This window comes from Algibacter aquimarinus, assembly GCF_039543265.1.
Taxonomy (GTDB): Bacteria; Bacteroidota; Bacteroidia; order Flavobacteriales; family Flavobacteriaceae; genus Algibacter_B; species Algibacter_B aquimarinus.
The window spans coordinates 14,333-32,137 of record NZ_BAABJK010000007.1 but is presented as its reverse complement, the minus strand read 5'-3'; the positions used below and the strand labels follow the sequence as shown (position 1 = coordinate 32,137).

Below are 17,805 nucleotides of genomic sequence, written 5' to 3'. Positions count from 1 at the left end.
TAAATACATTTGTGAAAACTAACTTATAAAAAACATGAATATACCATCAGGATTAAAATATACTAAAGACCACGAGTGGATAAAAATAGATGGCGATGTTGCTACAATTGGTATAACAGATTTTGCACAAAGTGAATTAGGCGACATTGTTTATGTAGAAGTTGAAACACTTGACGAAACATTAGAAGCTGAAGAAATTTTTGGAACTGTTGAGGCTGTTAAAACAGTGTCAGATTTGTTTTTACCATTATCAGGAGAAATTACCGATTTTAATGAAGCTTTAGAAGATGAGCCAGAAAAAGTAAATAGCGACCCTTACGGCGATGGCTGGATGATTAAAGTGAAGTGTTCAGATTTGTCTGAAGTTGATGGTTTGATGTCTGCAGAGGATTATAAAGCTTTAATTGGTGCTTAAAAAATCAGCTTTATTAGCTGCTCTGGTTTATTCATCTATATTAATTTATGTAAGTTTAATAAGACTCAAGAATGTCCCAGATATTGGAGTAGAATTTGGCGATAAAATATTTCATTTTTTAGCATATTGCGTCCTAACTTTTTTATGGTTTAGTGCCTTTAGTTATAACTTTTACTTCAAAAGAAATAAGGCCATAATTTACTCAGCAATATTTTCTATAACTTTTGGTATAATTATTGAAGTACTTCAAGATACAATGACATCTTATAGGTCATTAGATGTTTTTGACATAATAGCAAATACCTCCGGAGTAATTTTGATAGTATTATTGCTTATTTTAAAAAAGAATATTGACGTTAAAAAAATATAAAGGCTTGTTTTTTTAATAAATAAATAGTTACTTTAGCAATCCTGAGTAAAACAAGAAAATTATGGAACCTAAAAAAAATCCTAAAGCAAATGTTGGACGTAACAGTTCACTGTATTTCGCAATTGGTTTAGCATTAATGTTGTTTCTAACAAATTATGCTATCAATTACAAAACCTATGATAAATCAGATATTGACATAGGACAGTTAAACTTAGATGAACTGGATGATGAAGAAATTCCAATCACAGAACAATTACTTACGCCACCACCTCCACCACCTCCACCAGCAGCTCCTGAAGTTATAGAAGTTGTTGAAGATGAAGAAGAAGTTGAGGAAACTGTAATTGAGTCAACAGAAGCAGATCAAGAAACTGAAATTGTTGAGGTTGAAGAAGTACAAGTTGAAGAAGTAGAAGAAGATATAGAAGTTCCATTTGCAGTTATTGAAAACGTACCCGTTTTTCCAGGCTGTGAAAAAGGAAATAATGCAGCAAAAAAAGCATGTATGTCTAAAAAAATATCTCAATTTGTAAATAGAAAATTTAATACAGAATTAGCTTCAGATTTAGGTTTATCGGGAAGACAACGTATAAACGTTATATTTAAAATTGACAAAACTGGAAATATAACAGGAATTCGTGCAAGAGCTCCGCACCCAGGTTTGGAAAAAGAGGCAGCTCGTGTTATTGGGCAATTGCCTAAAATGAAACCGGGTAAGCAAAGAGGTAAAGCGGTTACAGTACCTTACTCATTACCAATTATCTTTCAAGTACAAGACTAATATTTTAAGCATCTAGCTTAATATATTCTAAATATAAAATCCCGTTACATTTATGTAACGGGATTTCTTTTTTTGGTATACTTATTGTGACTTCATCATAATATTAACATATAAACTATAATAATTATGAGTAATTCAAAGAAAACTCACGAACTCATTCGGCAAAATGAGCAAATCGTGAAGAAATCACAAAAGCATGATGCAAATTTACGAAAAAACTCAACCCTTTACTTTCAAGTAGGATTGATTATTTGTCTCTTATTTACCTATGGTCTTTTTGAAATGACTTTCGAAACAGATATTCCAGAAATATCTAAGCGAATTGAAATTGTAGAACCTTTTTCTATAGAGATTCCAATAATCAAACCTGTAGAGCCAACCTTTGATGAACCAATAGAAAAAAAAAGAGTAAAAGATCCATCTGACTACATTGAAGTTCCAAATGAAACTCCAGATGAAATTTTTAAAAAGGACCCCACTGAAACAGTTCCTTCTGAACCAGACTTTGATCCAAATAGTATTCCTCCTTTGGAAAAGAAGCCAGAAGATGATGTTGATATTCCTTTTACTTCAATTGAACAGGTTCCTGTCTATCCAGGTTGTGAAAATAAAAAGACAAACGATGCAAAACGTAAATGCATGTCTGATAAGATTACTAAACTAGTACAAAGAAAATTTGATACAGAATTAGCTAACGAATTAGGTCTTTCAGGTAAACAGGTTATTCGTACTCAGTTTAAAATTGACAACACAGGAAAAGTAGTTGATATTAAAACAAGAGGTACACATCCAGATCTTGAAAAAGAAGCAGAGCGTGTAATTAATATAATACCAGAAATGACACCGGGAAAACAACGTGATATAAATGTAGGTGTTATTTATAGTTTACCAATAGTATTTCAGGTGCAATAGAACTACCTTATAATTTCATGCTTTAAAAACCGTTATCAATTGTATGATAGCGGTTTTTTTATAACTTGTCTTATCAAATTATAGTATCTTTCAGTTTTGAATCAATTCTTTACAACAATTATGAAGCAATTCATTGTTCTACTCCTACTTTTAGTTCAATATAATAGTTATACACAAAGTAATTCTTATTTCGAAAAACCACCAGTTTTTCCAAATTGTCAATCTGTAGCAATAGACTCGTTGCAACAATGTTTTGATAATAAGGTATACACTCATATTTATGAGAATTTTAAAGTGCCCCAAAAGGTTTTAGATGAAAAATATAAAGGTGAAGCGGTAGTGCTTTTTGAAGTAGATACTACAGGGCAATTTAGAGTTATGTATGTTGATGCCATGTATTCAGAGCTAAAAACAGAGGTAAAGCGTGTGTTTTCAATATTGCCAAAAATTAAACCAGCAACTTATAACGGACGAGTTACTTACAAGCAATATTCCATGCCTATTAAAATACCATTGATAGACCAAACAGTTTCAACTCAAGATTTAGCAAAAGAAAAGGAATTTTCAGAATTAGAAGAACGTGCAAAAGCTGAGTTTGATAGTGTTAATAGAAGTCTACAGGTTTTTAATGACAGGAGGTTTTCTAGTCAGTTAAATATTCAGTTTATACATAGTGATTATGCTAGATTCGACAGACAAATGAATCTTGTTGGAACAAATAGCCATACCGCATCAAAACCCTTTGTTTATGAAGAGGTTTCAAAATATTATGATTTTAATGCTGAAAAAGAAAAACTTCAAAAAGAAACTGAAACTTGGTTTGGCAGAAAATTTTGGAATGAACACTTAGTGCAATTGCAGGGTAAGGACTATTGGTTTACTATAGATCCTGTGTTTGATTTACAAGTTGGTAAGGATACCGATGCAGATTTTAGCTCAACCTATAATAATACTAGAGGCTTTTTTGTTCAAGGTGGTTTAGGGAAAAAGTTTAGTTTTTTTGCTTCAGTTTTTGAGAGTCAAGGACGTTTTGCCGACTATGTAAACCGCTATTCAGAAAGCTTAAAAGCTTTTGGTCCAGATCCAGCCATTATCCCAGGTCGCGGCATAGCAAAGCGTTTTAAAACGGATTCTTACGATTACCCTGTAGCTGAAGGCTATCTATCTTATGCTCCTGCAAAATTCATCAATGTTCAATTTGGGCATGGTAAAAATTTTATAGGTGATGGATATCGTTCATTGTTATTAAGCGATGTTACTAGCCCTCATCCTTTTTTAAAACTTAACACCAAATTCTGGAAATTAAAATACACAAATACTTGGATGTGGTTAAAAGATGTAAGGCCAGAAGTTACAGAAGATGGTGCCTTCTTAACAAAATATATTGCAAACCATTACTTAAGTTGGAATGTGTCTAAGCGGTTTAATCTTGGTTTGTTTGAATCTGTAATGTGGAGAGATACTAACGATAGGGGCTTTGATATTAATTACTTAAATCCTGTAATATTTTACAGAGCTATAGAATTCCAAACGGGGCAAGCAGCCGGTAATGCTATTTTAGGAGCTACAGCTAAATATAAATGGAATGATAATATTAATATTTATAGTCAATTTATTCTTGATGAATTTTCTTTAGAAGATGTTAAAGCTGGAGAAAAAAGCTGGAAAAATAAATTCGGTTATCAAATAGGTGTCAAGTATTTCAATGCTTTTAAGGTTGATAATTTATTACTTCAGTTTGAATATAATAGGGTTCGTCCTTTTACCTATTCGCACAATACAATTGTTTTAAACTATGCTAATGCTAATCAACCTATGGCCCATTTATGGGGTGCTAATTTTAGTGAAGCTATTTTTATTGGTCGATACCGCTATAAACGTTGGTACGCAGATGCAAAACTTATTTTTGGAGTTCGTGGGCTAGATTTTAATGATGGTACAGACAATTTTAGCTACGGAGCTGATGTATATAGAAACTATAATGATAGACCATTTGATAATGGAGTTGAAATAGGACAGGGGATTAAAACTAAAGTGTTTAATGGAAATCTTCAAGCGGGTTATATTATCAATCCATCATCTAACATGAAAATATTTACGGATATAACTGTACGTAATTTTGATCCAGAAGCCACTACAGCTACTACTTTTAAAAACAGTACCACTTGGTTTAATTTTGGATTGAGAACAGATTTATTTAACTGGTATTTTGATAACTAATACACATCTTTAAAAAACAATATAATGCCTATAATTAAACCTTTAAACGGTAAATCACCGCAAATACCAAATGATTGTTATGTGGCAGAAAACGCTACAATAGTTGGCGATGTAATTATGGGAAACCAATGTAGTATTTGGTTTAATGCTGTAATTCGAGGAGATGTGCACTTCATAAAAATGGGTAATAAAGTAAATGTTCAAGATGGAGCTGTTATTCATGCAACTTATCAAAAATCTCCAACTACAATTGGTAATAATGTGTCTATTGGACATAACGCTATTGTTCACGGATGTACTATAAATGATAATGTTCTAGTTGGTATGGGAAGTATTATTATGGATGATTGTGTGATTGAAAGCAACAGTATTATAGCTGCTGGTGCAGTTATAACCAAAAACACAAAAGTAGAAGCAGGAAGCATTTATGCTGGTGTTCCAGCAAAAAAAGTAAAAGACATTAGTAAAGAATTGATCTCTGGAGAAATAGATAGAATTGCTAATAATTATGTGAAGTATTCCAGTTGGTTTAAGGAATAATTTATTAATTAGTAAAGATTAACTAAAAATCTAAGTATTCAATATTAGCTTTTTCTTCTAAAAGAGATGCCATTATTTTAGGATTTCCATTTGTGTAAAAGTTGTTTTTACTACTTGTATTACTAGTATTCAACAAATTATGTTTTTCCAAAATAGCTTTAGTTTGTCTCGCTACAGCTTCACCAGAATCTATAATTTTTACATGTTTTGGTAGCAACTCTATAAGTATGGGAATTAAATAAGGATAATGTGTACACCCTAAAACCAGATAATCAATATTAGCATCAATCATTGGTTCTAAGTATAGCTTTAAAAGTGATTTCATTTCATCAGAATATAATTTTCCACTTTCAATAAGTTCTACAATACCATTTCCATTCTGTTCTATAACTCTAATATTACTTGCAAAAATGGTAGACGTTTTAGAAAATAATTCACTACTGAGTGTGCCTTGAGTTGCTAAAATACCAATGGCATTGGTTTTAGTTTGTAATGCAGCGGGTTTTATTGCGGGTTCTATACCTATAAAGGGAATAGAGTAAGTAGCTCTTAAATAATCTATAGTGTTTGTTGTAGCAGTATTGCATGCCACTACTATAATTTTACAGTTTTTACTTAGTAAGTACTCTGTGTTTTTGATACTTAAGTTAATAATAGTATCCTTCCCTTTTGTACCGTAAGGTGCATTTTTACTATCAGCAAGATATATAGTATTCTCATTTGGTAAAAGATGATGAATCTCTTTCCAAATTGATGTACCACCAACGCCAGAATCAAAAATGCCAATAGGGTTTTTACTCATAATTTAACAAAAATAAAAAAGCTGCCTTTTAAAAGCAGCTTTTAACATATTTATTATTTTACAGATATAATTATATGCCTAATTCTTTTTTAACATCGTCAAGTAAGTTTTTACCGTCAGCTAAAATAGCAACTCCTAATGAAGAATCTAAAACATAGTCAAAACCCTGGGCTCTTCCAACTTTTAAAATAGCTGTTTTTGCTTTTTCTGATATTGGCTTTATTAATTCTTCCTGTTTTTTTGCTAAATCTTGCTGAGCATCAGCTTGAAATTGCTGTATACGTTGTTGTTTTTCTTGAAGTTCAACTGCTCTTTTTTGATTTTCTTCAGCTGTTTTAGTATTAACCTCTGCTTCATACTGTTTTACAGTATTTTGGTATTCAGTTCCCATAGCTTGAAAATCTGTTTGATAGGTTTTGCTTAAAGTTTCAAGCTCAGTTTGTGCCGCTTTCATCTCAGGCATTGCTTGAATTAATTCCTGAGTGTTTATATGGGCAACTTTACTTTGTGCTTGTGTGAAACTTAAAGTTCCAATACATAATGCAGTTGCTAATAAAATAGTTTTTAATCGTTTCATTTTAAATAGTATTAATGTGTTATAAATATTAATTGTTTTTGTTTATACTGTCTTGTGCCTTTTGTCGATCTTCTAAAATTTTCTTTTTCTTGTCTTCTAAAGCCTTTTTTCTAGCGGCTCTATCAGCTAACTTTTTTTGTCTATTTTCTTCTATTAGTTGCGCTCTTGTTTTTGTTTCTTTTACTGGCTCTTTTTTTATTTCAGTTTTGTTACTAATAGTATCGTTTTCTGTTTTTACAGTTGTTGTTTTGCTTCTTTCATCAAGTTTTGCTTGTTTAGCTTTTGCTCTATCATCTAATATTTTCTGGCGTCTTTCTTCAGCAGCTTTTACTTTAGCAGCTCTAGCGTCTAATTTTTCTTGTCTAGCTTTTTCAATTGCACTTTCTCTTTGCGCTTTCTTTTCTTCTAATGCTTTTTCGCGAGCTTCAAGTTCTAAATTAACTTCAGGTATTAATTCTTCATCTTTAGCTGCTCTTTTTTCAGCTTTTGATTGTGCTTGTTTACGTTTTGACGATCTTGTTATACTTCGTAACACTTGTTCGCTTACATCAAGTGATTTATTAGAGTATAGCATTATCGTTTCAGTTTTGTCAAGAATAAGATCATACTTTCTTCCTGCTGCCATATCTTGTACTGCTGCAAAAATTTGATCTTGTATGGGCTGCATTAATTGCTTTTTTTGAATAAACAAATCGCCATTTGGACCAAATCGTTTTTGCTGATAATCTAGAATTTCCTTTTCCTCAAATGAAATATCCTCTTCTCGTTCGCTAATAAGCTCTGCTGTTAAAAGTGCTTTTTCATTGCTTAAGTTTTTTCGCTTTTGCTCAATAATATCCAGTTTGGCTGCAATTTCATTTTTCCATTTATCTGCTTTTGCATTTAATTGCACTGTTGCTTCTTGATATTCTGGAACATTTTCTAAAATATATTCAGTATCTATATAAGCGATTCTTACACCACGCTGTGCATCTACAGAAAAGCTACATAGCACAAAAACTAATATCAGTAAAAAAAGAACTTTATTTCGCATCTGTTTTAATATTTTTCAAATTTATATCTTATAAATTCTAAAAACGACAGATGATTTATTTGTAATTCTGCCACCTTTTTGAATTGTATCTTCAAAATTAACGAATTTTAATCTTAAAAATTTCAATTCTTATTCAAATCATCAAAGTGTTATTAGAAAATATCGTGCCAAAGTTAAAATTGCTGTCCAATTATGAAGTGTGTTTCCCATCCATTTTTAGGTCCTGTATTGCCAATTGGATCAAATCCATGACCAAAATCAATACCTAATAAACCAAATGCTGGCATGAAAATTCTAACACCCAAACCTGCAGAACGCTTTAACGTAAAAGGGTTATAATCTCTAAAACTGTTATACGAAGCTCCACCTTCTAAAAAACCTAAAGCATAAATTTTTGCTGAGGCTTTTAGTGTTATAGGATAGCGAAGTTCTAAAGAAAATTTATTGTAAATAGTACTTCCATCTTGGTCTGATAAAGATTGATTTGGATAACCACGTAACTGAACAACTTCTCTACCATCTAATGCGAAATTACCTAAACCATCTCCTCCTAAGAAGAAACGTTCGAAAGGAATTTCACCTCTGTCATTATTATAAGCTCCTAAAAACCCAAATTCTACACTTGGCCTTAAAACTAAGTCTTTAGCTAATTGTGTGTACCATTCTCCTTTAAAGTTTACTTTGTAAAATTCAAGCCATTTATAGCGTTCTTGGTCTATTTCAGCAATTCTATTTGAAGCGTTGGTTCTAACAGTTTCAGATTGTGTAGGGTCGTTTAAGATGGTTTCATTTATGTCACGTTCATCTTTTAACTCACCATAATCTACATCACTAAATAATGAGTAAGGTGGTGAGAACTTAGCAGTAACAGAAAAACTTGAACCGTTTGTTGGGAAAATAGGATCTACACTAGTATTATTTCTACTTAACCCAACTGTATAAGATAAATTGTTTGAGAATCCATCACCAAAGGTAAATAGTCCAGTATTATAATTATTTAAATCGTAACGTTGAAAACTGATCGATTGAGATAATATAAAGTAATCATCAGGAACCGTTAAGCGTTTTGCTAAACCAAACGTTATACCTGTAATATTAAAACTTCTGCTTTTATCGGCATCTCTTGTTAAAGGGTTAAATAAAAACTGTTTTGTATGCGATATTGAGGTTGAAAATTGCACAGGGCGTTTGCCTCCTAACCAAGGTTCGGAGAAGGAAAAACTATAGGTTTGAAAAAAGCGACTCGCTTGTAAGCGCAATGCTAATTTTTGACCATCTCCCATCGGTATTGGCTTATAAGCATCTTTCTTAAAAATATCTTTAATGGAGAAGTTATTAAAAGATAAACCAAGCGTACCAATAAAACCACCACCACCATAACCACCTTGTAGTTCAATTTGACTAGACCCGGTTTCTTTAACCGAATATTCCATATCTATAGTGCCTTCAACTGGATTAGGATTAATAAAGTTAGGTGCTATTTCTTGAGCATCAAAAAAGCCTAATTGACCTAATTCCCTAACTGTACGTACCACATTGGCTTTACTGTATAATTGTCCTGGTTTTGTGCGTATTTCTCTGTATATAACGTGGTCGTTAGTTTTGTCATTTCCAACTACACTAACACTATTAAAATAAGCTGGTTTACCTTCAGATATTCTAATTTCCATATCAATTACATTACCATCTGCACTTACTTCAACAGGGTTTATACTTGAAAACAAATAACCGTTATTTTGATAAAGGTTTGTTATATCTGCGGCATCTGGTTTAGTATTATCTGCAATTCTTTTTTGTAATTCTACACCATTGTAAGTATCACCTTTTCTTATTCTTAAAAGTCTATTGAGTTGTTCGTTTGTGTAAACGGTGTTCCCAATAAATGTAATATCTCCAAATGTATATTGATCACCTTCAATTACATCTATTTCAAGAGAGATGGTTTTGTCATCATTATATATGATGCTATCAGAAAGTATTCGGGCATCACGATATCCGTTTTCTTTATAAAAATCTATTACATGTCCCAAATCTGCCTGATAAGTAGAATCAATAAATTTAGAACGTTTTAAAATACGAATACGATTAATCTTTTTTGTGCCCTTCATGCTTTTTCTAAGCTTTTTATCGCTTAAAACTTCATTCCCATTAAATGTAATATCTTTTATTTTTACTTTTTCTCCCTTGTCTATATTTAGTACCATATTAACTCTAGCAGTTTTGATAGAGTCTTCAACTTCAATGGTATTGATAAGTACTTTGGAATTTAAAAAACCTTGTTTTTTGTATTTCTTTTCAAGAAAGTTTTTTGTAGTTGTTATAAGGTTTTCAGTGACTTTAGTTCCTTTTTTTAATTTATTATCTGCAATAATAGATTCTTTTTTAGACTTTTTTACTCCGTTAATCTTGAGTTCATTTAATTGCGGTAAGTCTGAAAGGCGTATTTCTAGAGTAGCAACATTACCTTCTATTTTGGTAATGTATATTTCTATATCACTAAATAAGTTAGACTTCCAAAGTTTTTTAATAGCGTCACTAATATCCTCTCCAGGAATAGTCATTTCTTTTCCTTTTCTCAATCCAGAATAAGCGACTATAGTTTGTTCGCTAAAACTAGTGTTTCCAGAAACTTTAATTTCGCCTAGAGTATATTTTTCACCATTACTATATTTTAGGTTTTGAGCAGAAACATTAAAACAAAGCCCTAAAAATAATATGGCAATGAGGTACTTTATATGTTTAAAAAGTAAAGTATTAGCTAAGTTGTTCACTTGTCTTCCCAAATCGTCGTTCTCTTTTTTGATATTCAATAATAGCTTCATACAAATGTTGCTTTGTAAAATCTGGCCATAAAACATTTGTAAAATGTAATTCGGCGTAAGCAATTTGCCAAAGCAAGAAGTTACTTATACGTTGTTCTCCACTGGTTCTAATAAGCAAATCTACGTCTGGTAAATTTTGCGTGTAAAGATGCTCATTTATAATTGATTCATCAATATTTTCGAGAGAAATTATATTATTTTTAACTTTAAAACTAATTTCTTTAACAGTGTTTAGCAATTCTTCGCGCGAACCATAACTTAAAGCTAATGTTAAAGTCATTCTGTTATTATTTTTTGTGATTTCTATAACATCATGAAGCTCTTTAAATACCTTTTTTGGTAAATTCTGCAGGTTTCCAATAGCAGCAAGTTTAATATTATTATCTTGAAGTGTATTTATTTCTTTCTTTAATGATGAGACTAGAAGTTTCATTAGCGTTTGAACTTCTAATTTAGGGCGGTTCCAATTTTCAGTAGAAAATGCATAAAGCGTTAAATTCTCAACTCCAATTTCTGCTGAAGCCTCAACAACCTGACGTACAGATTTTGTGCCATTTTCATGACCAAAAGCGCGTAACATCCCCTTTTGTTTAGCCCAACGCCCATTACCATCCATAATAATGGCAATGTGTTTAGGGAGTCTTGTAGTTATAATGCTTTCTTTTAAATCCATTTTATTCCACGCAATAGCAAGGGTTTTCTCCAAAGGTGTAAGTTAAGGTAATTCCTGAAAATACATACCAATCGTTATTGTTTATATTTCCGAATTGAAATTGCTGTAATGCATCTGTGTCTGGAGCGCTTCCATCCAGCTGGTCCGAAAATGTGTAACGTGCTCCTACTTCAATTCCTAAAATGAAATTGCCTAGAAAATTAGTTTTATAACCTAAAGCCATAGGTATTCCATATGCCCAACTAGAATTATTTTCAGGGGTTTGACTTCCATTTAAGAAATAATGATTGTCGTGTTTCGCCGCACTTAAACCAGCAAATAAATATGGTGTTCCTATTTTTTCGCCAGTATGAAGATTAAAATCTAAGAAAGTGAATTCCATACCAAGAGAAATTTCTAACAAATTAGACTCAAAACTATAATCTCGTTGGATTCGTTTTATATCGTCAGATTCATTGTCATTGGCTTGTAAATCAGAATATATTATTGATGCTCTCCATGAGTGTCTTGCACTAGCATTCCATTTATATATTAAGCCTAAAGTGGGGCTATTTGGTGCGATATAATCTGTTGCGCCAACATCACCTATAAAATTACTACCACCTGCAAAAAAACCAATTTCGTTAATTTGAGAGTGGCTTAATTGAAGTGTTAAAATGCTTAATATCAATATGTTTAAATACCTCATAGATGTTTAAAAGTTTGCAAATATAATAAATAAGATTAGTTAAGTATAATCTGAATCAATTAGTATGAGTTTAAAACAGGATTTTTGTAGAATTATTGTTTAATTACGCTTATCCTCACCCCAAAGAAGTTTTTTACGAAGTGTTACTAAAAAGCTTTCATTTAATAAGTCTATCATTTTTATTTTAAAATCGGCTTTTTTTATTTTTATAATGGTTCCATTATCTAATGTAGCAATTCTAGAGTCTAAGGATACTAAATGCTGTTCTTCTCTGCCAAATACTTTTAGTCTTATTTCTGTAGAATCTGGGATTACCAGTGGGCGAGCGCTTAAGTTATGAGGAGCAATAGGTGTTAAAACAAAACTGTTTGTGCCTGGTGTTATTACTGGACCTCCACAACTTAAAGAATACCCTGTGGAACCTGTTGGCGTTGATATAATTAAGCCATCACTCCAATAGGATGTTAAATATTCGTCATCTAAATGGGTTTCTACAGTAATCATAGAAGTGGTGTTTTTTCTACTTACCGCAATTTCGTTTAACGCAAAATTTAATGAGGTTATATCATCATTTTCTGGAGTTGTCTCAACAGATAGTAAACTGCGCTCAGAGATTTTGTAGTTACCATCAATAATGTCTTGAATAGCATTTTCTATTTGGTTTACTTGAATGGTTGCTAAAAAACCTAGTCGGCCAGTATTAATTCCTATTATTGGAATATCAAAATCTTTAACAAAAGTAATGGCTCTTAAAATGGTGCCATCTCCACCAACACTTACTAACAAATTAAAAGAATCATCTAAAACGTCAAAGTTTTTAAATGAAGAATAATCTATTTTATTTTGAGATTCGTTTTTTATAAGGTTAGAAAACTCTGTTTCTATGTATGCATCAATACCTTTTTTTAAAAAATAATTAAAGAGTGTTTCAACCGATGTTGTGGTTGTTTTATTGTAAAATCGCCCAAAAACTGCAACCTTCATTTGTTTACATGTTTAAGTATTTGTTTAAATAGTCTGATCGCTCTTTCAAACTTTCAATATAACCATCTTCTTCGTGTCCAGAAACAATATTGTAGCTATATCGCCTAAATGTTTGAATAACATCATTAAGTCCCGTATTGCCTATTTTTAAGGTGATTTGAACCAAATCTGTATTCATTTTAGAGATAAAAGCACCAAGTAATTTCCCATCATTAGATTCTACTATTTGACTTACCTCACTAAACGAATAATCATTAATTCCTTTTTCTACAACTAAAATACCTCCAGCTTCAGAGAAAAATGGAGACTCGCTAAATAGACTAATAATATCGTTAAGTTCATAATAACCTAAATACTTGTTTTCAGTGTTTAAAACAGGCATAATGTTAGCAGAATTAACAGCGAAAGCTTCTAAAACATCAAGCCATAACGTAGTATCTCGAACAAAAAAATCCTCAAGAGCATATATATGTTCGCTTAAAGGATTTTCAGCATCAAAACAATGCGCGTCTGTTTCAGAAAAACAACCTATATAAGCATTGTCACTATTTTTAACCGGAATATGAGAAAATGTAAGCTGATTAAATAATTCTTGTAAATCACTCACTTTACTCAAGTTATTTAGAGGTTTTATATCGTTAATTATAAGTTCTGAAAGTTTCATTTGTAGCTTCTATTTTATTAATTCTTTCAAATGTATTCGCTTATTAATTTGCTAAATTAAAACTAAATTTATGGTTTAGCTCGGTCCATTTGTTCAAATAAATAGAACTGCAAATTAATTAAAAAAATAGTATCAATGGGTGTTCTACTTTGTATTTTTGTCTTTTAAAATTGATTTATGACCAAGTTAAGTGTTAATATTAATAAGATTGCAACTTTAAGGAACTCCCGAGGTGGCGATGTCCCTAATGTAGTTGAATTTGCTAAAGATGTGCAACGTTTTGGTGCTGAGGGCGTAACTATACACCCACGACCAGATGAAAGACATATTAAATATCAAGACGCTCGTGATTTAAAACCTGAAGTTTATACAGAGTACAATATTGAGGGAAACCCCATAGAATCTTTTGTTTATTTAGTTTTAGAAGTTAAACCAACACAAGTTACTTTGGTACCAGATGCTGTTGATGCAATTACCAGTAATGCAGGTTGGGACACTATAAAGCATAAAGATTTTTTGGTTGATGTTATTAAAGAATTTCAAAGTAATGATATTAGAACGTCCATTTTTGTAGACCCTGTATTAAAGCAAATTGAAGGTGCAAAGGAAACTGGAACGGATAGAATTGAATTGTATACAGAAGCTTTTGCACACCAACACAATATAGGAAATAAAGATGCTGTTAAACCTTACGCAGAAAGTGCAGAGTTAGCAAATAGTTTAGGATTAGGTATAAATGCGGGTCACGATTTGTCTTTGGATAATATCAAATTTTTTAAAGAAAATATTCCAGATTTATTAGAGGTTTCTATTGGGCATGCTCTAATTGCTGAAAGTTTATATTTAGGAGTTGAAAATGTTATTCAAATGTATTTACATAAATTAAAATAATGCTTTTACACTCAAATATCTTAGGTGAAGGAAAGCCTTTTGTAATTTTACATGGGTTTTTAGGAATGAAAGACAATTGGAAAACGCTTGGGACCCAATTTAGCGAATTAGGATTTCAAGTGCATTTAGTAGACCAAAGAAATCACGGTAGAAGTTTTCATGATGATGCTTTTAATTATGAAGTTTTAGCAGAAGATTTGAAACACTATTGTGAAGTACATAATTTATCGGATGTTGTTTTACTTGGTCATTCTATGGGCGGAAAAACAGCCATGTTATTTGCAGCAGAATATCCTGAATTGGTATCGAAATTATTAGTTGCAGATATTTCTCCTAGATTTTATCCAGTGCACCATGATGCTATTTTAAATGGGTTAAGCGCGTTAGATTTTAATATTATAAAATCTAGAGGGCAAGCAGATAAAGCTTTAAGTAATTATGTGTCTGATATTGGAACACGAATGTTTTTGCTTAAAAATTTGTATTGGGTTGAAAAAGGACAATTAGGTTTAAGAATAAACCTTGAAGTTTTAAAAAATGAAGTTGCAGAAGTAGGAGAGTCATTACCAAGCTATGCTATCTTTGAAAAAGATACGTTGTTTTTGCGTGGAGACCGCTCAGAATATATAGGTGTTGATGATGAACGGATCATTTCAAACCACTTTCCAAAGTCTGAAATAGCTACTATTTCTAATGCAGGACATTGGTTACATGCAGAAAACCCTAAAGATTTTTTTAAGGCCGTTGTTAAATTCATTGGTTAGATATTTTTTGTACATTTAATAAAAATCAAAATTCATGAAACTTATCATCAAACTTTTATTAAACGCTATCGCAGTATTTATTTTAGCACACGTTTTGTCTGGAGTAAATGTTGATGGTTATGTAACAGCAATAATAGTTGCCGTAGTTTTGTCTTTATTAAACCTTTTGGTTAAGCCTATTTTAGTCATTTTTACATTGCCCATAACAATTGTAACATTAGGCTTATTTCTATTAGTAATAAATGCATTAATTATTCTTTTGGCAGATAAATTAATAGATGGTTTTTCGGTTAGTACGTTTTGGTGGGCTATACTTTTTAGCGTTTTACTTTCCATACTTCAATCAGCATTACATTCGTTACTAAAAGAAAGTAAAAAATAGCCTCAAAATCAAGCAATTAAAAACTTTGCTAGGTGGTAAAAAAAGTTGTATTTTTGCCACCCAATTTTAGGTATATTAAACCCAATTTTTAAAATGAATATTACAAGAGAAAACGTTGATGCATTAAATGCTGTAGTAAAAGTAGATATTGCTAAAGAAGATTATAATGATAAAGTAGAAAAAATCTTAACAGATTACCGTAAAACAGCAAACATTCCTGGTTTTAGAAAAGGTCATGTGCCAATGGGTATGGTAAAAAAGCAATATGGTAAAGCTGTTTTGGTTGATGAGGTAAATAAGCTTTTACAAGATGCCTTAAATAAATATTTAACTGAAGAAAAGTTAGATGTGCTTGGGCAGCCACTTCCAAAAACACAAGATGAGATAGATTGGGAAGCAGATGGATTTTCTTTTGAATTTGAGTTAGGTTTAGCACCAGAATTTGATGTTAACTTAAAAAGTAAAAAAGCCATCACACATTATAATATTATTGCTGATGACAAAATGATTGACGAACAAATTGAGCGTATTCAAAAGCAATACGGGAAATTAGTTTCTCAAGATGTAGTTGTTAAGGACAGCGAGATAACAGGAGTTTATACCAACGAAGAAAAAGAGATTGATAATAAAGTTACTTTAACATTAGATAAGTTTAAAGGAAAAGCTACAGCTAAGCAGTTTATTGGTGCTAAAGTTGGTGATGTAGTTACACTAAAAACAAAAGGACTTTATGATGACGAGCATGAATTAATGCATGCTTTAAAATTGGGTCATGATGATGTTCATGGTTTAGATATTGAAGTGAATTTTGAAATTACAGAAATAAACCAACGTGAATTAGCAGACTTAGACCAAGAATTATTTGATAAACTTTTTGGACCAAAAGCTGTTACCTCAGTAACGGAATTGAAAGCTAAGATAAAAGAAGATGCAGAAAAGCAGTTCTTACAACAATCTGACCAAAAACTTTTAAATGATGTTACAGAATATTTAGTTGAAAACACCAAATTTGATTTACCAGCAGAGTTTTTAACCAAGTGGATGCAAACAGCAGGAGAAAAGGATATGGATTTAGATCAGGCTAAAGACGAATATGAGAAGTCTGAAAAAAGCTTACGCTACCAATTAATCGAAGGAAAATTAATTGAGGATAACGATATTAAAGTAACTATGGATGATATAAAAAATCATTCAAGAGAAATGATAAAAGCGCAAATGGCTCAATTTGGACAGATGAATCCTTCTGATAAAGAGCTAGATGATATTGCTGCACGTGTACTTTCTAATCAAGAAGAAGCGCGTCGTATTTCAGAGCAGTTGGTAAGTCAAAAGTTATTAAGTGTCTATAAAGAAAAAGCAAATATCAAAGTAAAAGAATTAAGTTACGAAAAGTTTGTTAAAGAAGTTTACGGCGACAAATAATTAATAGAATAATTCATTATATTTAGGCGTTTAAATCTCAAGGTTTAAACGCTTTTTTATTCAAAGACTACCTTTCAGATAAAAAAAATAACTCATCTTGATGTAAATCAAGAGTTTAAACAAAACAATTACAAAAAGACTATGGATTACGCAAAGGAATTTGAAAAATTCGCGATAAAAGATCAAGGTATTAGTAGTACGTATTACAATAAAATTATAAGTAGTATGTATCCAACTAATCTAACTCCAAATATTATTGAAGAACGACAAATGAATATTGCCGTTTTTGATGTGTTTTCTCGACTAATGATGGACAGAATTATATTTCTTGGTACAGGAATTAACGATCAAGTGGCAAATATTGTTCAAGCACAATTATTATTCTTGGAAAGTACAGATGCTTCAAAAGATATTCAAATTTATATTAATTCTCCAGGAGGAAGCGTATATGCTGGCTTGGGTATTTATGATACCATGCAATTTATAAAACCAGATGTTGCAACAATTTGTACAGGTATGGCAGCATCTATGGGAGCTGTTTTATTGTGTGCCGGAGAAAAAGGAAAGCGAAGTGGCTTAACTCACTCTCGAGTTATGATTCATCAACCATTAGGTGGCGCTCAAGGTCAAGCAAGTGATATTGAAATTACTGCGAGAGAGATTTTAATTTTAAAAGAAGAACTTTACAAAATTATTAGTAAGCATTCGGGACAAGATTACGACAAAGTATACGAAGACAGTGATAGAGATTACTGGATGAAAGCTGATAAGGCCAAAGAATACGGCATGATTGACGAGATTTTAGCTCGTAATTAAATAAAAATTCGTAATTTTAAATAATAATTGCAGAGGGATTTGTAATAGA

Annotated in this window: 19 protein-coding genes; 11 read left to right on the top strand and 8 right to left on the bottom strand. The window is 31.5% G+C overall.

The window, feature by feature from the left end; genetic code table 11:
- Nucleotides 1–34 precede the first annotated feature (34 nt).
- The 6 genes from gcvH to ABD939_RS11280 all read left to right on the top strand — a co-directional run bounded on the left by gcvH (nt 35) and on the right by ABD939_RS11280 (nt 5,238).
- Entirely contained in the window at nt 35–415 is a 381-nt protein-coding gene (gene gcvH, locus ABD939_RS11305) for a glycine cleavage system protein GcvH (RefSeq protein ID WP_345168578.1), read from the top strand.
- Nucleotides 408–785, top strand: coding sequence for a VanZ family protein (locus ABD939_RS11300; protein WP_345168575.1), 378 nt, complete (start codon nt 408–410; stop codon nt 783–785). The genes gcvH and ABD939_RS11300 overlap by 8 nt, the downstream gene beginning before the upstream one ends.
- Before the next feature lie 61 nt (nt 786–846).
- Nucleotides 847–1,566, top strand: a complete 720-nt coding sequence (locus ABD939_RS11295) for an energy transducer TonB (RefSeq protein WP_345168571.1) — start codon at nt 847–849, stop codon at nt 1,564–1,566.
- 126 nt (nt 1,567–1,692) lie between these two features.
- Nucleotides 1,693–2,478: an energy transducer TonB gene (locus ABD939_RS11290; protein WP_345168567.1), complete on the top strand. Its 786-nt coding sequence runs from the start codon at nt 1,693–1,695 to the stop codon at nt 2,476–2,478.
- Nucleotides 2,479–2,598: 120 nt separating this feature from the next.
- The gene (locus tag ABD939_RS11285; protein WP_345168564.1) at nt 2,599–4,698 is read left to right on the top strand and encodes a gliding motility protein RemB; all 2,100 of its coding nucleotides are present in this window, start codon (nt 2,599–2,601) and stop codon (nt 4,696–4,698) included.
- A 24-nt stretch (nt 4,699–4,722) separates the two neighbouring features.
- Nucleotides 4,723–5,238 carry a gamma carbonic anhydrase family protein gene (locus tag ABD939_RS11280; RefSeq protein WP_345168561.1) on the top strand — a complete coding sequence of 172 codons (516 nt, stop codon included), beginning with the start codon at nt 4,723–4,725 and terminating at the stop codon, nt 5,236–5,238.
- Between the two features lie 22 nt (nt 5,239–5,260).
- Here the strand turns inward: ABD939_RS11280 and murI are convergent, their stop codons facing one another.
- The 8 genes from murI to ABD939_RS11240 form a co-directional block, all read right to left on the bottom strand.
- On the bottom strand, nt 5,261–6,040 hold the full coding sequence (murI, locus tag ABD939_RS11275; RefSeq protein ID WP_345168557.1) for a glutamate racemase: 780 nt from the start codon (nt 6,038–6,040) through the stop codon (nt 5,261–5,263).
- 70 nt (nt 6,041–6,110) lie between these two features.
- On the bottom strand, nt 6,111–6,617 hold the full coding sequence (locus tag ABD939_RS11270) for an OmpH/Skp family outer membrane protein (RefSeq protein WP_345168553.1): 507 nt from the start codon (nt 6,615–6,617) through the stop codon (nt 6,111–6,113).
- A gap of 28 nt (nt 6,618–6,645) precedes the next feature.
- Complete coding sequence (locus tag ABD939_RS11265) at nt 6,646–7,650, bottom strand: OmpH family outer membrane protein (RefSeq protein WP_345168552.1); 1,005 nt, start codon at nt 7,648–7,650, stop codon at nt 6,646–6,648.
- Nucleotides 7,651–7,823: 173 nt separating this feature from the next.
- Nucleotides 7,824–10,472 carry an outer membrane protein assembly factor BamA gene (gene bamA, locus ABD939_RS11260; protein ID WP_345168548.1) on the bottom strand — a complete coding sequence of 883 codons (2,649 nt, stop codon included), beginning with the start codon at nt 10,470–10,472 and terminating at the stop codon, nt 7,824–7,826.
- Nucleotides 10,405–11,145 carry an undecaprenyl pyrophosphate synthase gene (gene uppS / locus ABD939_RS11255; RefSeq protein ID WP_345169075.1) on the bottom strand — a complete coding sequence of 247 codons (741 nt, stop codon included), beginning with the start codon at nt 11,143–11,145 and terminating at the stop codon, nt 10,405–10,407. The genes bamA and uppS overlap by 68 nt, the downstream gene beginning before the upstream one ends.
- 1 nt (nt 11,146) lies before the next feature.
- Nucleotides 11,147–11,833 carry a type IX secretion system protein PorG gene (gene porG / locus ABD939_RS11250; protein WP_345168542.1) on the bottom strand — a complete coding sequence of 229 codons (687 nt, stop codon included), beginning with the start codon at nt 11,831–11,833 and terminating at the stop codon, nt 11,147–11,149.
- Nucleotides 11,834–11,932: 99 nt separating this feature from the next.
- A complete protein-coding gene (locus ABD939_RS11245; protein WP_345168540.1) occupies nt 11,933–12,817 on the bottom strand; it encodes an NAD kinase in 885 nt (294 codons plus the stop codon).
- A gap of 4 nt (nt 12,818–12,821) precedes the next feature.
- A complete protein-coding gene (locus tag ABD939_RS11240; protein ID WP_345168537.1) occupies nt 12,822–13,481 on the bottom strand; it encodes a CBS domain-containing protein in 660 nt (219 codons plus the stop codon).
- Nucleotides 13,482–13,658: 177 nt separating this feature from the next.
- Between ABD939_RS11240 and ABD939_RS11235 the strand changes: the two genes are divergently transcribed.
- The 5 genes from ABD939_RS11235 (at nt 13,659) to clpP (ending at nt 17,756) form a co-directional block, all read left to right on the top strand.
- Nucleotides 13,659–14,372, top strand: a complete 714-nt coding sequence (locus ABD939_RS11235; protein ID WP_345168535.1) for a pyridoxine 5'-phosphate synthase — start codon at nt 13,659–13,661, stop codon at nt 14,370–14,372.
- Nucleotides 14,372–15,136 (top strand): alpha/beta fold hydrolase, encoded by a 765-nt coding sequence (locus ABD939_RS11230; protein WP_345168532.1) that lies wholly within the window; start codon nt 14,372–14,374, stop codon nt 15,134–15,136. Before ABD939_RS11235 ends, ABD939_RS11230 begins: the two co-directional genes overlap by 1 nt.
- A 34-nt stretch (nt 15,137–15,170) precedes the next feature.
- Nucleotides 15,171–15,518: a phage holin family protein gene (locus ABD939_RS11225; protein WP_345168530.1), complete on the top strand. Its 348-nt coding sequence runs from the start codon at nt 15,171–15,173 to the stop codon at nt 15,516–15,518.
- Between the two features lie 93 nt (nt 15,519–15,611).
- Entirely contained in the window at nt 15,612–16,940 is a 1,329-nt protein-coding gene (tig, locus tag ABD939_RS11220) for a trigger factor (protein WP_345168526.1), read from the top strand.
- 141 nt (nt 16,941–17,081) lie between these two features.
- Nucleotides 17,082–17,756 carry an ATP-dependent Clp endopeptidase proteolytic subunit ClpP gene (gene clpP / locus ABD939_RS11215; protein WP_345168525.1) on the top strand — a complete coding sequence of 225 codons (675 nt, stop codon included), beginning with the start codon at nt 17,082–17,084 and terminating at the stop codon, nt 17,754–17,756.
- Nucleotides 17,757–17,805: the final 49 nt, after the last annotated feature.

What these genes read in the sequence shown, in the direction of transcription:
- ABD939_RS11230 (WP_345168532.1), top strand. Translation starts at nt 14,372, where the DNA reads ATGCTTTTACACTCAAATATCTTAGGTGAAGGAAAGCCTTTTGTAATT.
- ABD939_RS11245 (WP_345168540.1), bottom strand. Translation starts at nt 12,817, where the DNA reads ATGAAGGTTGCAGTTTTTGGGCGATTTTACAATAAAACAACCACAACA.
- bamA (WP_345168548.1), bottom strand. Translation starts at nt 10,472, where the DNA reads ATGAAGCTATTATTGAATATCAAAAAAGAGAACGACGATTTGGGAAGA.
- porG (WP_345168542.1), bottom strand. Translation starts at nt 11,833, where the DNA reads ATGAGGTATTTAAACATATTGATATTAAGCATTTTAACACTTCAATTA.
- ABD939_RS11265 (WP_345168552.1), bottom strand. Translation starts at nt 7,650, where the DNA reads ATGCGAAATAAAGTTCTTTTTTTACTGATATTAGTTTTTGTGCTATGT.
- ABD939_RS11235 (WP_345168535.1), top strand. Translation starts at nt 13,659, where the DNA reads ATGACCAAGTTAAGTGTTAATATTAATAAGATTGCAACTTTAAGGAAC.
- ABD939_RS11285 (WP_345168564.1), top strand. Translation starts at nt 2,599, where the DNA reads ATGAAGCAATTCATTGTTCTACTCCTACTTTTAGTTCAATATAATAGT.
- gcvH (WP_345168578.1), top strand. Translation starts at nt 35, where the DNA reads ATGAATATACCATCAGGATTAAAATATACTAAAGACCACGAGTGGATA.
- ABD939_RS11295 (WP_345168571.1), top strand. Translation starts at nt 847, where the DNA reads ATGGAACCTAAAAAAAATCCTAAAGCAAATGTTGGACGTAACAGTTCA.
- clpP (WP_345168525.1), top strand. Translation starts at nt 17,082, where the DNA reads ATGGATTACGCAAAGGAATTTGAAAAATTCGCGATAAAAGATCAAGGT.
- ABD939_RS11280 (WP_345168561.1), top strand. Translation starts at nt 4,723, where the DNA reads ATGCCTATAATTAAACCTTTAAACGGTAAATCACCGCAAATACCAAAT.
- uppS (WP_345169075.1), bottom strand. Translation starts at nt 11,145, where the DNA reads ATGGATTTAAAAGAAAGCATTATAACTACAAGACTCCCTAAACACATT.
- murI (WP_345168557.1), bottom strand. Translation starts at nt 6,040, where the DNA reads ATGAGTAAAAACCCTATTGGCATTTTTGATTCTGGCGTTGGTGGTACA.
- ABD939_RS11225 (WP_345168530.1), top strand. Translation starts at nt 15,171, where the DNA reads ATGAAACTTATCATCAAACTTTTATTAAACGCTATCGCAGTATTTATT.
- ABD939_RS11270 (WP_345168553.1), bottom strand. Translation starts at nt 6,617, where the DNA reads ATGAAACGATTAAAAACTATTTTATTAGCAACTGCATTATGTATTGGA.
- ABD939_RS11240 (WP_345168537.1), bottom strand. Translation starts at nt 13,481, where the DNA reads ATGAAACTTTCAGAACTTATAATTAACGATATAAAACCTCTAAATAAC.
- ABD939_RS11290 (WP_345168567.1), top strand. Translation starts at nt 1,693, where the DNA reads ATGAGTAATTCAAAGAAAACTCACGAACTCATTCGGCAAAATGAGCAA.
- tig (WP_345168526.1), top strand. Translation starts at nt 15,612, where the DNA reads ATGAATATTACAAGAGAAAACGTTGATGCATTAAATGCTGTAGTAAAA.